The 13,681-nt window shown below is 59.6% G+C and carries 10 protein-coding genes; 6 read left to right on the top strand and 4 right to left on the bottom strand.

Annotation, left to right across the window (positions count from 1 at the left end):
* Positions 1-2: 2 nt before the first annotated feature.
* The 4 genes from aroQ to ACA064_RS27960 form a co-directional block, all read right to left on the bottom strand.
* Complete coding sequence (gene aroQ, locus ACA064_RS27975) at positions 3-458, bottom strand: type II 3-dehydroquinate dehydratase (RefSeq protein WP_150644101.1); 456 nt, start codon at positions 456-458, stop codon at positions 3-5.
* Between the two features lie 131 nt (positions 459-589).
* The gene (locus ACA064_RS27970; RefSeq protein ID WP_497671014.1) at positions 590-2,374 is read right to left on the bottom strand and encodes a protein-disulfide reductase DsbD; all 1,785 of its coding nucleotides are present in this window, start codon (positions 2,372-2,374) and stop codon (positions 590-592) included.
* 234 nt (positions 2,375-2,608) lie between these two features.
* Positions 2,609-3,652 carry a methyl-accepting chemotaxis protein gene (locus tag ACA064_RS27965; RefSeq protein ID WP_497674347.1) on the bottom strand — a complete coding sequence of 348 codons (1,044 nt, stop codon included), beginning with the start codon at positions 3,650-3,652 and terminating at the stop codon, positions 2,609-2,611.
* 1,003 nt (positions 3,653-4,655) lie between these two features.
* Complete coding sequence (locus ACA064_RS27960) at positions 4,656-6,293, bottom strand: diguanylate cyclase (RefSeq protein ID WP_497671013.1); 1,638 nt, start codon at positions 6,291-6,293, stop codon at positions 4,656-4,658.
* Positions 6,294-6,577: 284 nt separating this feature from the next.
* On the opposite strand from ACA064_RS27960, the gene ACA064_RS27955 reads away from it, so the two are divergent.
* From ACA064_RS27955 to ACA064_RS27930, 6 genes are all read left to right on the top strand, one after another.
* The gene (locus tag ACA064_RS27955) at positions 6,578-7,645 is read left to right on the top strand and encodes a DUF2333 family protein (RefSeq protein WP_497671012.1); all 1,068 of its coding nucleotides are present in this window, start codon (positions 6,578-6,580) and stop codon (positions 7,643-7,645) included.
* A gap of 3 nt (positions 7,646-7,648) precedes the next feature.
* Positions 7,649-8,206 carry an NUDIX hydrolase gene (locus ACA064_RS27950; protein ID WP_497671011.1) on the top strand — a complete coding sequence of 186 codons (558 nt, stop codon included), beginning with the start codon at positions 7,649-7,651 and terminating at the stop codon, positions 8,204-8,206.
* Positions 8,207-8,488: 282 nt separating this feature from the next.
* Complete coding sequence (locus ACA064_RS27945) at positions 8,489-8,860, top strand: translation initiation factor Sui1 (RefSeq protein ID WP_150644107.1); 372 nt, start codon at positions 8,489-8,491, stop codon at positions 8,858-8,860.
* A gap of 225 nt (positions 8,861-9,085) precedes the next feature.
* Positions 9,086-10,999 carry an arginine decarboxylase gene (gene speA, locus ACA064_RS27940; protein WP_497671010.1) on the top strand — a complete coding sequence of 638 codons (1,914 nt, stop codon included), beginning with the start codon at positions 9,086-9,088 and terminating at the stop codon, positions 10,997-10,999.
* 242 nt (positions 11,000-11,241) lie between these two features.
* Complete coding sequence (locus ACA064_RS27935; RefSeq protein WP_497671009.1) at positions 11,242-12,882, top strand: contractile injection system protein, VgrG/Pvc8 family; 1,641 nt, start codon at positions 11,242-11,244, stop codon at positions 12,880-12,882.
* Positions 12,879-13,676, top strand: coding sequence for a DUF4123 domain-containing protein (locus ACA064_RS27930; RefSeq protein ID WP_497671008.1), 798 nt, complete (start codon positions 12,879-12,881; stop codon positions 13,674-13,676). Before ACA064_RS27935 ends, ACA064_RS27930 begins: the two co-directional genes overlap by 4 nt.
* Positions 13,677-13,681 lie beyond the last annotated feature (5 nt).

Here is a 13,681-nt window from a genome sequence, read left to right as displayed (position 1 = left end):
GGTCAGGGGCGTTTAGCTTGTTGTTCAAGCTGTTCCAGGGCGGCCTCCAGGGCCAGTCGATAACCGCTGGCGCCAAGGCCGCAGATCACTCCCACCGCTACGTCGGAGAAGTAAGAGTGATGGCGGAAAGGTTCGCGTTTGTGCACGTTTGACAAATGCACTTCGATGAATGGGATGCTCACTGCCAGCAGCGCGTCACGTAATGCGACGCTTGTATGCGTAAAAGCTGCCGGATTGATCAAAATGAAGTCCACACCCTCGCCAGGCGCGGCATGGATGCGATCGATCAATTCGTACTCGGCATTGCTTTGCAGGTAGAGCAAATGGTGGCCGGCATTACGCGCCCGCTGTTCCAGATCCTGATTGATCTGAGCCAGGGTTACCGCACCGTAGACGCCCGGTTCGCGGGTGCCGAGCAAGTTCAGGTTGGGGCCGTGCAAAACCAGTAGGGTCGCCATCTGCAGTTCCTTGTTATCTGTGTGCAGTTGTCAGAACCCGGCGACTATGCCGCAAACCCTTTGTGACTGTCCAGTTCTCTGCAATAGCCAGCACGATGCCCGATGTTTGCGCGAAATATATAACCGACTGATTAAATCCGGTCATTCGCCTTGGCGACACGTTCGGCGAAGTCCGCTGCATTGATCTCGCCGATCACCCTCAGGTCGCTGTGCTCGAGACCCTCTTTGCCGAAAAACATCAGCGCTGGCGGTCCGAACAGTTTGTAACGATCGAGCAGGGCGCGTTGTTCGCGATTACTGGCGGTCATGTCAAAGCGCACCAGGCGATAGCCTTTGAGGCGTTCGACGACGTTGTCGTCGTTAAGCACTTCATGTTCGATGACTTTGCAGCTGATGCACCAGTCGGCGTACCAGTCGACCAGCACTGGTACGCCGCCAGCCTTGGCCTCGACGAGGGCACGCTGCAGTTCAGCAGGGGCGCTGATGGTCTGCCATTGGCTGGTGCCTTGAGCCGGGACGCCAGTCGCCGAATTGATGGCCAGTGAGCGGCCGATCGGACTCAGCGGGTCGGTCTGGCCGCTGAATGCGCCGTACCAGCAGGCCAGCGCATAGAACAATAGAAACATCCCCAGCAGTTGCGCCAGGCGCTGTCTCGGAGGCTTGTAGATGAATTCGAGGGCGCCGAGAAACAGCCCGACACCCGCTGCCAGCAGGCCGAGCAGCAGTAGGGTGGCCTGGCCGGGCAACACTCGGCTGAGCAAGCCGATCGCCAGCCCAAGCAGCAGAACACCAATGGCATTTTTAACGTAGAGCAGCCAAGGGCCGCTTTTCGGCAACCAGGCCGCGCCACCAGTGGCAACGAGCAGCAACGGCGCGCCCATGCCCAGACCCAGCAGCAGGAGCTTCAATGCCCCGCCCAGCGCATCACCGCTGGCACTGATATAAAGCAGCGCGCCGGCCAATGGCGCCGAAACGCAGGGCGAAACCAGCAGGCTGGAAACCACCCCCAGCACTGCGGCGCCCCACAAGGAACCGCCTTCGGTGCGATTGGCCACGCGATCCAGGCGGCTGCTGATGGCATGGGGTAGTTTCAGTTCGAAGATGCCGAACATGGCCAAGGCAAACACCGAGAAAAACAGCGCGAACGGCACCAGTACCCAAGCTGATTGCAGACGTGCCTGGAGATTCAACTGCGCGCCGAACATACCCATCAATGCCCCGAGCAGGGCAAAGCAAACCGCCATCGGCAGTACATAGGCGAGCGACAGGTTGAAACCGCGCCAGCCGCCGACCTGACCGCGCAACACCACGCCGGAGAGGATCGGCAGCATGGGCAGCACGCAAGGGGTGAAAGTCAGGCCCACTCCCGCGAGAAAGAACAGCGCCAGTTCACGCCAGTTCCAGCGTGTCTGAAGGTCGCTGGACGGGGTTTCGACACTGGTTGTTGCAGAAGGCTTGCCGGCGATGTTCAGGCGCTCGGTTTCGGGCGGATAGCACAGGCCTTTATCGGCACAACCCTGGTAAGTCACTGCCAGGCTGAAGGGGCGATGATCGCCGGCCGGGCGTGGCAGCTCTACGTCGAGAATCCCGTGGTAGACCTCGACGTCGCCGAAATACTCATCGTGTTTCTGCTCGCCTTGAGGCAGCTGTGCGGCGCCCAGCGTGACGTCTGCGGGCTCGGTCCGGAACTGAAAGCGATGGCGGTAAAGGTAATAGCCTTCACTGGCGACGATGCGCAGCTTGATCGATTGCGCCGTGCTTTCTACCAGACTCAGTTGAAAGGCTTCGCGTACCGGCAGGAAATCGGAGCTGTTATTGACCGAGCCCAGGGTCGAGCTGGGACGACTGTCTAGCAACCCGGCGGCGGTCACCGGCAGGGCGAGCAATAACAGCATCAGGCAGAGCAAGCGGCGCATAGCGATCTCGCGTATCGGAAGTGTGCGCATGATAGCGGAGTGGGGCGGGGAGTGCAGGGAGAGGGGATCGTCCTTGAGGTGATCGGGCTTTTGTGGCGAGGGGGCTTGCCCCCGCTGGACCGCGAAGCGGTCCCAAAATCGGGCAATGGGATCCTTCAGTTAGAACCCGAACGCCAGTATTGCGACTGCTTCGCAGCCGAACGGGGGCAAGCCCCCTCGCCACAGGGGTCCCTTTCAGACGCGAAATGCCTGCACGGCCGTATGCAGCTGTCCGCCCAACGCCAACAAATGTTCTCCCTGGCTGCGACCCTCACCGATTCTCAGCAGGTTATCCCCGCCCAGTTGGTGGATCCGCTCGCTGTGATCGCGGATTTCGCTGACGGCACCGCTCTGTTGGGCGGTGACATCGGCGATGCGCACCGCAGTGTCGGAAATGGTCTGGATCGCCCCGACGATTTCATCCAGCGCACCGTCAGCCGCTTGGGCCTGATTGGCTGTGGCTTCAGCATGTTCGACCTGCGCGCGCATGCCTTCTACCGATTGGCGGGCGGCCAGCTGCAGACCTGCGATCAGCGTCTGGATCTCGGCGGTGGCGCCAGCGGTGCGTTGCGCCAACGTACGGACTTCTTCGGCAACTACTGCAAAACCACGGCCCATTTCCCCGGCGCGAGCGGCTTCGATGGCGGCGTTGAGAGCCAGCAAATTGGTCTGGTCGGCGATCGAACGGATCACCGTGAGCACGCCGCCAATGGTCGCCGACTCTTCGGCCAGGTGTTCGATCATCTGCGCATTGCCTTGCACCTCGCCGACCAATGCATGCAACCCCGTGAGGCTCAGGCCGATCACTTTCTGCCCGTGTTCGACAGCAAGCCCAGCCTGACGGCTGGCGTCCGCGGCCTGGCTGGCATCGCCGGCTACCTGCTGGATAGTGGCTTCCAGCTCACCCAATGAGTCGCGAATTTGCGCGGTATCCCCCGCCTGGCGTTCGGCGCCGCTGTGCAGGCTACTGCTCAACTCGGCCAGAGCGCGACTGCTGCCGGCGACCTGTTCGGCGTTCTGCCGGATGGTTCCCACCAGATCGGCCAGATACGCCCGCAGTCGATTCAGTGACGCCTCAATGTCGTGCAGCTCGCGGTTGGTGGCGCCCAACTGGATTTCCCGACTGAAGTCGCCCTCGGCCCAGGTCGACAAGGCCGGCGCGAGGTTGGTCAGCACTCGCGCCAGGCGCCGTTGCAAGGTATCGATGAGCAACGCGATCAGCAGGATCAGGCCGATCATCAAGCCCTGGATGATCCGCACTTCACTCTGAATCTGCCCGTGTTGGGCGCGCACGGCGGGTTCCAGGCCGGCAATCGCCTGGGCAACAGCGGTGATCTTCAGGTGCGTCGCAGCGCTGAGCTCGGCCCGTTGCTGTATCTGCTGGCGAGTGCGGGCAAGCTCGGCCGGGTAGCGCGTCAACAGGCTGTTGAGTTCGCGCTTGAGGCCGATGCCAGTATCTTCGGCGAGGCTTTTTTCGGTGTTCTCCAGTCCCATCATGGCGGCGAAGTTTTCGCTGTTCGATTCGCTGCTGGCGCTGATGCCTAACAATGCCAAGGCCCCCAATTGCTCGGCCTGGCTGCGGATGTTGCTGACTTCACGCTCGACATCCGCCGCCAGCTCGCTACGGCCACTGCTGACCAGTTTGTCGCGGGCCAGGGACAGCTTGGCCAAGTGCTGTGACGCCGTCAGCAACAACGGCAAATAGCCTGTGGCATTCGGGTTATTGGCGCCTGTGGCGTATTGGCTGAGTTGTTCCAGATTGGCACCCAGCTCGCGTTCGGCCTGGAGCAGCAAGGCTTGCGGATCGCCGGCGAGTTTGCCCGCGGCCAGCAGCTCGGTCTTGCTGAACTCGCCCAGGCTGGAAAGGCTTGGGCGCAAGCTCTGGGCCAGCTCGCTTGGCAGCTCGTCCAGCTCCTGTTGCAGGGTTTCAATGGCTTGGCTGGCGCTGCTCAGGCGCAGCGCATCGCCACTGGCCAGGTAATCCTGGATGTTGCGCGCTACCTGATTCTGGAACTGCTGGGACAGGCCCAGGTAACGTTCCATCAGCAGATAGGGTCGTTCCAGCGCGCGTTGCGACCACCAGAGCGTGGCACCCAGGGCGACGCAAACGGCGACTAAGAGGAGGGTGTTGAGATTGGTCAGCAGCTTCAGGCGCATCGAGGGTCTACCAACGACGGAATGGTAAGCACCTGAAGTTATTGCGTTTCTGTTACAGGGTTATGACCGACTCGGTGGATTCCGATTAAAAGGTGGCACTTTGCTTTGATTGCAGAGCGGCTTGCACACAGTTGCGTCCAGCGTGCTTGGCGCGATACAGCGCTTCATCTGCCTGGCTGGCCATCATCACACTGTCGGAGCCCTCGCGCAGCTCTACGACGCCAGCACTGAAGGTGCACCAAAGATCCTGAGGTTTTGCCGGATAATGAATTTCGGCAAAACGCTGGCGGATTTCATTGAGCACTTTATAGGCCGATTCGACATCGGTGTCGGGCATGACGATGGCGAATTCTTCACCGCCATAACGCCCGATGTAGTCGGTCTTGCGCAGGCGTTGTTTGAGGAACAGCGCCAGGCTCTTGATCACACGGTCGCCCATGGGGTGGCCGTGGCTGTCATTGACCCGTTTGAAATGGTCAATGTCGAGCATCGCAAAGCTCAGCGGCTTGCTTTCGCGACGAGCGCGGAAGCTGCAGTCTTCGAGCAATTGCAGGATATGGGTGTGGTTATACAGGCCAGTCAAGCTGTCGCGAACCATCCGCGCCTTGAGATTGCGTGCCCGAGCCGCGCGGTTGCGCACCGTAGTGATCAGGTGGCGGGGCTTGATCGGCTTGGTCAGAAAGTCGTCACCACCTTCGCTCATGGCATCGAGCTGCTTGTCCAGGTCGTCTTCGGCCGACAGGTAGATGATCGGCACGCTGACGTAGCGGTCGTTGTGGCGGATCACCTTGGCCAGTTCGGTACCGGTACAGGCCGGCATATACATATCGAGGATGATCAGGTCCGGCTGGAAGTCCGCCAGCTCGGCCATCGCCTGGATCGGTTCGATCAGGGTCCGGGTGACGATTCCGGCGCTATTGAGCAAGCGTTCGGTGTGCAAGGCCTGGGCTCGGGAGTCATCGATGATCAGCACTTTGTACGGTTCGTACTGAGCGACGCAGGTCAGCACTTCGATTTTTTCCAGCAGGCTCGAAGCTTCGAGGGTACCGGTCAGAAATTCCTGACCGCCGGCGCGCACGGCAGCGAGGCGGGTCGGGGTGTCAGTTTCGTGCAGGCTGAAGAACAGCAGGGGCAACTTGTGCTCCAGGCCTTCCTGGGCTTCGGCCGCCAGTTTCAGGCCCATGCCGGTGCCGCAAAAGTCGACATCCATGACAATCGCAGCGGGCAGCCGCTCCACCAGCGAGGAGCGAAACGCCGCGACACTGTCCAGCGATTGAGCGCTGAGCCCGAAGAACTCAAGCTGCTTGGCCAGTCGCTCGGCGCGGCCGTGATCCTGCAGCATCACATAGATCGGCTTGCGCAGCGGTGGCAGGAAGGTTTGTTCGAACTGGTCGCCATGCCGCAGGCCGGTGCGCGACAAACGTTGCATCAAACGATTGAGATCGGTGATCAGCCCGCTGCTCAGACGCCCGCGGTTGGCATCCACCGCGTGCAGCGAATCGCCGATACTGCGCGCCAATTGAGCGTGTTCAGGTTGTTCGAATCGTTCGGCGAACCGCAGCAGGCGCAAGTTGGCCTCGGCCAGTTCCGACAGGTCGACGCTAGACCATTCGCTTCGCTGCAGGCGTTGCCATATCTCAAGAATCTGACGTGCCTGATGAATTACCCGCTGGGCAAAGTGGTGCTTGAGGCGCTCACGGCTGGGGTCTTCTGGCTCGGTCATATCCTGACAACTAGTTAGGGGGCATGCTGAGATTGAGTGGTGGCTCTATGCTAGCACCTCTTTTCAATTGGATGAGTGTCATACGTCAATAAACTGTGCAGGGGCGTTATTCATTTGTTGACCGGCTGATCGCATAGGCTCTCGACTGTGCTTCATTTATAGTGGGGCGGTAAGCTGCGACGATTGTGCGACTGGTATCTGAGCGATAAATCCGCTCAGGCTGAGGCACGATGGGGTAGGGTTACTGTCGAACCTATGAATTCCGAGATCGAAAGGATATAGCCATGCTGGACTGGAAGAACCGCGCGGGCAGCGCGCCTGAACGCGCCGCTGAACCGAAATCGGCAACCCGCAGCTATTTCGGTGGTCTGCTGTTCAGCCGTGCCCTGGCTACCTTGCTTGGCCTGTACCTGCTGGTGACCATTGTCCTGGGCTGGTACTGGAGCCAGGAACCGGCACTGTTTCCGGTTCAGCAAAACGCCCAGATGGAGGCCGAGAGACAAGGCAAGCAGATGGTCATCGGTTACACCACGGTGGAAACTTTGAAGACCGTTGCCGGTACGCTGCTGACCAAGCAGGGTGGCTATATTTCCAACGACCGTTTTCCGCCGGGCCTGTGGATGGACAACATGCCGAGCTGGGAATACGGCGTGCTGGTGCAGGTCCGTGACCTGAGCCGTGCTCTGCGCAAGGATTTCGCCCGTTCCCAGTCGCAGTCTACCGAGGACGCTGATCTGGCCAAGGCCGAACCGCGTTTCAACTTCGACAACAAAAGCTGGGTGCTGCCTTCCAGCGAGTCCGAGTACGAGGAAGGGATGAACTCCCTGACCCGTTACCAGACCCGCTTGTCCGATCCGAACCAGAAGAGTGCGCTGTTTTATTCCCGTGCCGATAACCTGAACAATTGGCTGGGTGACGTAGGCACCCGTCTGGGTTCGCTGTCGCAACGGCTGTCGGCCAGCGTCGGTCGAGTCAAGCTCAATACTGCGCTGAAAACCGAAGTCGTGGCCCCGGGCCAGGTGCCGCAGGTGGACGAAGAGGTGGTGGAAACCCCTTGGATGCAGATCGACAACGTGTTCTACGAAGCCCGCGGTCAAGCATGGGCGTTGTCCCACCTGCTGCGCGCCATCGAAGTCGACTTTGCCGATGTCCTGGCCAAGAAGAATGCTACGGTCAGCGTGCGCCAGATCATTCGTGAGCTGGAAGCTTCTCAGGAACCGGTGTGGAGCCCAATGATCCTCAACGGCAGCGGCTTCGGTGTATTGGCTAACCACTCGCTGGTTATGGCCAACTACATCTCGCGGGCCAACGCTGCGGTCATCGATTTGCGTCAACTGCTTTCCCAGGGCTGAGTCATGGTCGCTACCTCTAATGAGGCCGCACATCGCGCGGCCTCGGATGCCGAACAGATCGCCTGGGTCGATGAGCAGGACAAGCTGCTCGGCGCCCTGGTCCGCTCCGATCTGCGCGAGCGCGGGCTGATCGGCCGCGGTACCTACATCATGCTGTTCAATTCTGCCGGTGAGCTGTGCGTGCATCGACGCACTTTGAGCAAAGCCATCTATCCGGGTTTCTGGGATGTGGCAGCCGGTGGCATGGTGCTGGCGAGTGAGACCTACGCCGAGTCGGCGGCCCGTGAGCTGGAAGAAGAGCTGGGGGTGAGTGGTGTCGAGTTGACCGCCCATGATCACTTTTTCTTTGAAGACACCGGCAACCGGCTCTGGTGTTCGGCGTTTTCGGCGGTCTGGGACGGGCCTTTGTGTCTGCAGCCTGAAGAAGTTCTGGAAGCGCGCTTTATGCCGATAGATCAGGTAATGCAGGATATTGCGCAAAAGCCTTATTGCCCGGATTCTCTGGCGGCCTTGAAACGTTATCTGCGCGCACAAGGCGCAGACGTCGCAAAAGATGCATAAATTGGCGCCGATTGGCTCTTAGCAAGTCGGCTATTTGCCGTTACACTGCGCGACCTTTTTCAAGCTGGACCGGTTTTGCTTTTTGTAGGAGCTGCCGCAGGCTGCGATCTTTTGACTTTGTTTCTGAGTCAAAATCAAAAGATCGCAGCGTCGTTGCACTCGTCAGCTCCTACACAGGGTTACCCGGTTCAGTAGCGCTGCCCCTGCCTGAGTGGGGCTTCGCGGTCGATGGCACTTGCCAAAGTGCAGCGACCAGTCTTTGTCCTCCCAAGAGGATTGCCGGTGGCCAAAAAAGCCGCATCCTTCGCCGCCCTTGGTGGCCTGGTATTTTCCACCGACGCAGGTCGACATTGCCCGGACTGTAGTCAGCCGGTGGATGCCTGTATCTGCAAACAAACCGTTATCCCTGCCGGCGACGGCATTGCTCGCGTGCGTCGCGAAAACAAGGGCCGTGGCGGCAAGACGGTGACGACCATCACCGGCGTGCCGTTGGCGGAAGACGCGCTGGGTGCGCTTGCCACAACGCTGAAAAAGCGTTGCGGCACCGGTGGCACGTTGAAAGACGGGGTCATCGAGATCCAGGGCGAGCATGTCGAACTACTCTTGGCAGAGCTGATCAAACTCGGCTTCAAAGCGAAGAAGTCCGGCGGTTAGCAGCTTCTGTGAAGACCACCCCCGACTTGATGCAGTCCTGATCCGATTCAGGTTTGCCGTCGTCTCCATGGTTTTCACAGAACCTGTTCATGACCGGTTTCTAAACTCCGCGCTGTATGCGAGGTCTATCCCCCTCGAATGCAGACTAATCGTCATTTTTATTCTTTAGACTGCGCCAGCCTGATCTCAGGTGACGCTCTATGACTTCATTTATAGGGGACTTCGATGTCCGTACGACGCACACGCAAAGACGATGGCAGCCAATGGACAGTTGCGGACAGCCGCAGTGTTTACGGGATTCGCCATTGGGGGGCCGGGTATTTCGCGATCAATGACGCCGGTCGCGTCGAAGTTCGTCCGAACGGCCCGAACAGCTCGCCTATCGATCTGTACGAGCAAGTCGAGGAACTGCGTAAAAGCGGCCTGTCCTTGCCGCTGCTGGTGCGCTTCCCGGATATCCTGCAAGACCGCGTACGCCAGCTGACCGGCGCGTTCGACGCCAATATCGAGCGTCTGGAATACCAGAGCAAGTACACCGCGCTGTACCCGATCAAGGTCAACCAGCAGGAAGCGGTGATCGAGAGCATCATCGCCACCCAGAATGTTTCCATCGGTCTGGAAGCCGGCTCCAAGCCGGAATTGCTGGCGGTACTGGCCCTGGCGCCCAAGGGCGGGACTATCGTCTGCAACGGTTACAAGGACCGCGAATTCATTCGCCTGGCGCTGATGGGCCAGAAGCTCGGTCACAACGTGTTCATCGTGATCGAGAAAGAATCCGAAGTCGGACTGGTAATCGAAGAAGCCGCTTCGCTGAAGGTCAAGCCTCAGGTCGGCCTGCGGGTGCGTCTGTCTTCCCTGGCTTCGAGCAAGTGGGCGGACACCGGTGGTGAAAAATCCAAATTCGGCTTGTCCGCCGCGCAGTTGCTGTCGGTGGTCGAGCGTTTCCGCGCGGCCGGTCTGGACCAGGGTATTCGCTTGCTGCACTTCCACATGGGCTCGCAGATCGCCAACCTGGATGACTACCGGCACGGCTTCAAGGAGGCGATCCGTTACTACGGCGAGTTGCGCAACCTCGGCCTGCCAGTCGATCACATCGACGTTGGCGGCGGCCTGGGTGTCGACTACGACGGTACCCACTCGCGCAATGCCAGCTCGATCAACTACGACATGGACGACTACGCCGGTGTTGTGGTCGGCATGCTCAAGGAATTCTGCGACGCGCAGAACCTGCCGCATCCGAACATCTTCTCTGAAAGCGGCCGCTCGCTGACCGCCCACCACGCCATGCTGGTGGTCCAGGTGACCGACGTCGAGAAGCACAACGATGACGTGCCAGTCATCGAAAACAAGGAAAACCTGCCGGAAACCGTGCAATGGCTGGTGGACCTGCTGGGCCCGACCGACATTGAAATGGTCACCGAGACCTACTGGCGCGCCACGCACTACATGAGCGACATCGCCACCCAGTATGCCGATGGCAAACTGAGCCTGGCCGAGAAAGCCCTGGGCGAACAGTGCTATTTCGCCGTCTGCCGTCGCCTGCACAACTCATTGAAGGCCCGTCAGCGTTCCCACCGTCAGGTGCTCGACGAACTCAACGACAAGCTCGCCGACAAGTACATCTGCAACTTCTCGGTATTCCAGAGCCTGCCGGACACCTGGGCGATCGGCCAGGTGCTGCCGATCCTGCCGCTGCACCGTCTCGACGAAGAGCCGCTGCGCCGTGCCGTGCTGCAAGACCTGACCTGCGACTCCGATGGCAAGATCAAGCAGTACGTCGATGAGCAGAGCATCGAGACCAGCCTGCCGGTGCATGCGTTGAACGACGGTGAAGATTACCTGCTGGGGGTTTTCCTGGTAGGCGCCTATCAGGAAATCCTCGGGGATATGCACAACCTGTTTGGGGATACCGACTCGGTGAACCTCTACCAGAACCAGGATGGCTCGGTGTACAGCGCCGGTATCGAAACCCACGACACCATCGAAGACATGTTGCGCTATGTGCATTTGTCCCCGGAGGAGTTGATGACTCACTACCGCGACAAAGTCGCCAGCGCGAAGATCACCGCCGCTGAGCGTACCCAGTACCTCGATGCCCTGCGTCTGGGTTTGACTCGTTCGTCCTACCTGTCGTCCTGAGGTAATAAACGGCTGCTTCAGGCTGTCTGAAAATTCACTGCAACTTGCGTGTTTTTTCAGATGGCTTGGTGCGGCCGTTCTTTATTTTTCAGAGGCTAACGGCTCAGGCTATTAGCTTTTGAAGGATCAAAGAGATCCAGTCTGCATTTCATGTAGGCCGCTTCCTAACTTGTACTCTTGCCCTCTACTCGGCCATGTCTCTCAGCGAGAATCCCCGGCCGCCCTCCTGTAGAGAAACCTCGATGTCCAATCCAGCCAACGAACCGTTCTTTCGTCTGGACATAGCGGGCCTGCCCCATCCCCTTGACGTTTTGGCCTTTACCGGCACTGAATCCATCAGTGAACCGTTTGTGTTCGAATTGCAGCTAATCATCGATGACCCGCAACTGGACCTGGGCGGGCTTATGTATCGCTGCGCCTACCTTCAATTCTTCGAAGGCCAAGGCGGTATTCATGGACAGATTCATGGGCTCAGCCAAGACAATCATTACGCCTCGCAAAGGCGTTGTCGCGTTCGGCTGGGGCCGAAGCTGGCGTGCCTGGCGCAACGTTACAGCCAGCGCATTTTCACCCGGCTCACGGTGCCTGAAATCATCCGCCGGGTGCTGCATGAGCACGGTATACGGGAAGAGGGATATTGCCTTGAACTCACTGGCGACTATCGGGTACGCGATTACTGCACCCAATATCGAGAGTCGGATCTGCAGTTTCTCCAGCGCCTGTGTGCGCAAGAAAGGATTCATTACCATTTTCAGCATCGCCAGTTCGGCCATTGCGTGGTGTTTGCCGATACCCAGCGCAGCTTTCGCCAAAGTGACAGCGGTGTTTTTTTACCCGAAGGGCAGGTACCTGCAATCCGCCAGTTCAGTTTGCGCGCACAGTTCGGGGTAGATGAATCCGGTGCTCGGGTCGAGCACGTTGCCGAGGGCCAAAGCGATCTTGCATGGCTGGGCAGCGGTTCATTCATGGTCTTGTCCGGGCATCCATTTACCGATTGGAACCGCTTCTGGCTGCTGACCAGCGTCCAGCACCAGGGGTATCAGGCGCCGGTTTTGGGGCCAGACGAGGCGTTTTCCGGTGAGTTGCCATCGGTGTGTCGGTATCGCAATCATTTTCGCGCTACGCCCCGGGAAGTCTCCTTCGTGCCTGCCCGGTCGTTGCCAGAACCGCGAATGAGCGATATCCAGCGAGCCTGGGTAGTGGATCCCGCGCCAGTGCTTGAAGCCCCACCAGGGATGATCGCGGTGCAGTTTGATTGGCTGTATCAGGGACAGGGCTCCAATCAAGGCATCTGTTGGGTGCCCGTATCGAATGAGCTTGCAGGCGAAGCGATTCAAGGGGTAAAGGCCGGCATGCAAGTACTCGTCAGTTTTGCCCAGGGTGATCCGGACCAGCCGCTGATCATTGGTTGCCTGCCGCAATCGGTGGGCGGGGCGCAGACTCCGTCGACAAATGAGCCCAGCTCTGTTGCCACTGAGCCGTGCGAGGAGCTGACATTACTGCATGTCGATCTCGAACCTGCGAGGTTTGTCGGGGCCGAGCAAAGCATCCAGCTGTCAGGCGAGATTGAGCTTTGGTTCGACACCGGCAGTGAAATGCACTTCAAGGTCGGCAACAGTGCGATCAAGCTCGGTGCAACGGGTCTCAGGCTGTCCAGTGCGCAGATCATTCTCGAAGCGCGGCCGCCATCGCCCGCCAGCGTCCCGATAATCCAGGCTCCGCCACCCGAATCTGATCCGCAGGGCTTGCTGGCGATGGTGCAGGCTAGCCATCCTCTGGTGTTACTGTGCTTGCTGCCGGAAGGCGGCAGCTTCACCCACTGCAAACAAAGTGTCTGCACCTGTCGTTTGCTGGCCAGGCCCGGTAAAAGTGGTGGGGTATGAGCGTGGCCGAAATGCCAAGGCATGCAGCGCAATGGTTGTTGCTCGACCTGCCGGGCTCTCCGGAGTCAGGCCTGATGTTGCGCCAACGCTTTGCCGCAATCCACTGCCGGGCGCTGTTCGAGAGTACCGACCTGCATTCGCTGAGCGGTCATGGGCCGTTATTGGTCGCGCTGGATCAACACTCGCCTCTGGTTGCGCTCAGTCAGTCCGAACCACAGGCCTGGCCGGGATTGTTCCTGGTCAGCGCGGCACCGTTACAGGAGCTGTTGACGCATCTGCGACGGATGCTCACCGTCACCTTGGGGCTGCACCACAAAGGTCTCTTGAGCTACTACAACCCACAGACCGCGAGCTATTTTTTCGATGCCTGTGACGCCCGCGAACTGAGCGGCTGGCTGGGGCCGATCAGCAAGCTGTATTGGTACGGAGGCACCTGGGCCGACAAGGCCGTGGGTAGCCTGGGCTGGCAGCACCTGGTGAATCCACGGCTGCCGGGCAGCAAGCTGGTAATCGAGCCCGGCCTGAGCCGCCGCCAGCAAGACAAGCTGCAAACATGCCTGCTGGAGCGCCACGCCTATCATTGGAGTCGTTCGACGGGGAGTGACTACAGCACTATCTGGTGCCATCTGGAGGAGGGGCTCAAGCACGGCTTTCGTGACAATGCTGTACTCGATGATTGGTTGCGACTGCGTCTGTGTTACCCGGCGGCCAGTGTTCCCGAGCGATTGAGTGGCAGCACCCCGCGTGAGCGCCTCGAGCACCTGCGTCAGACCTGGGAGCGTCATCGACCCTGAGCAGG

Source organism: Pseudomonas sp. LBUM1658 (assembly GCF_059716055.1).
Note: the sequence above shows the minus strand (reverse complement) of the source record. Positions and strands in the feature narration are given on the sequence as shown.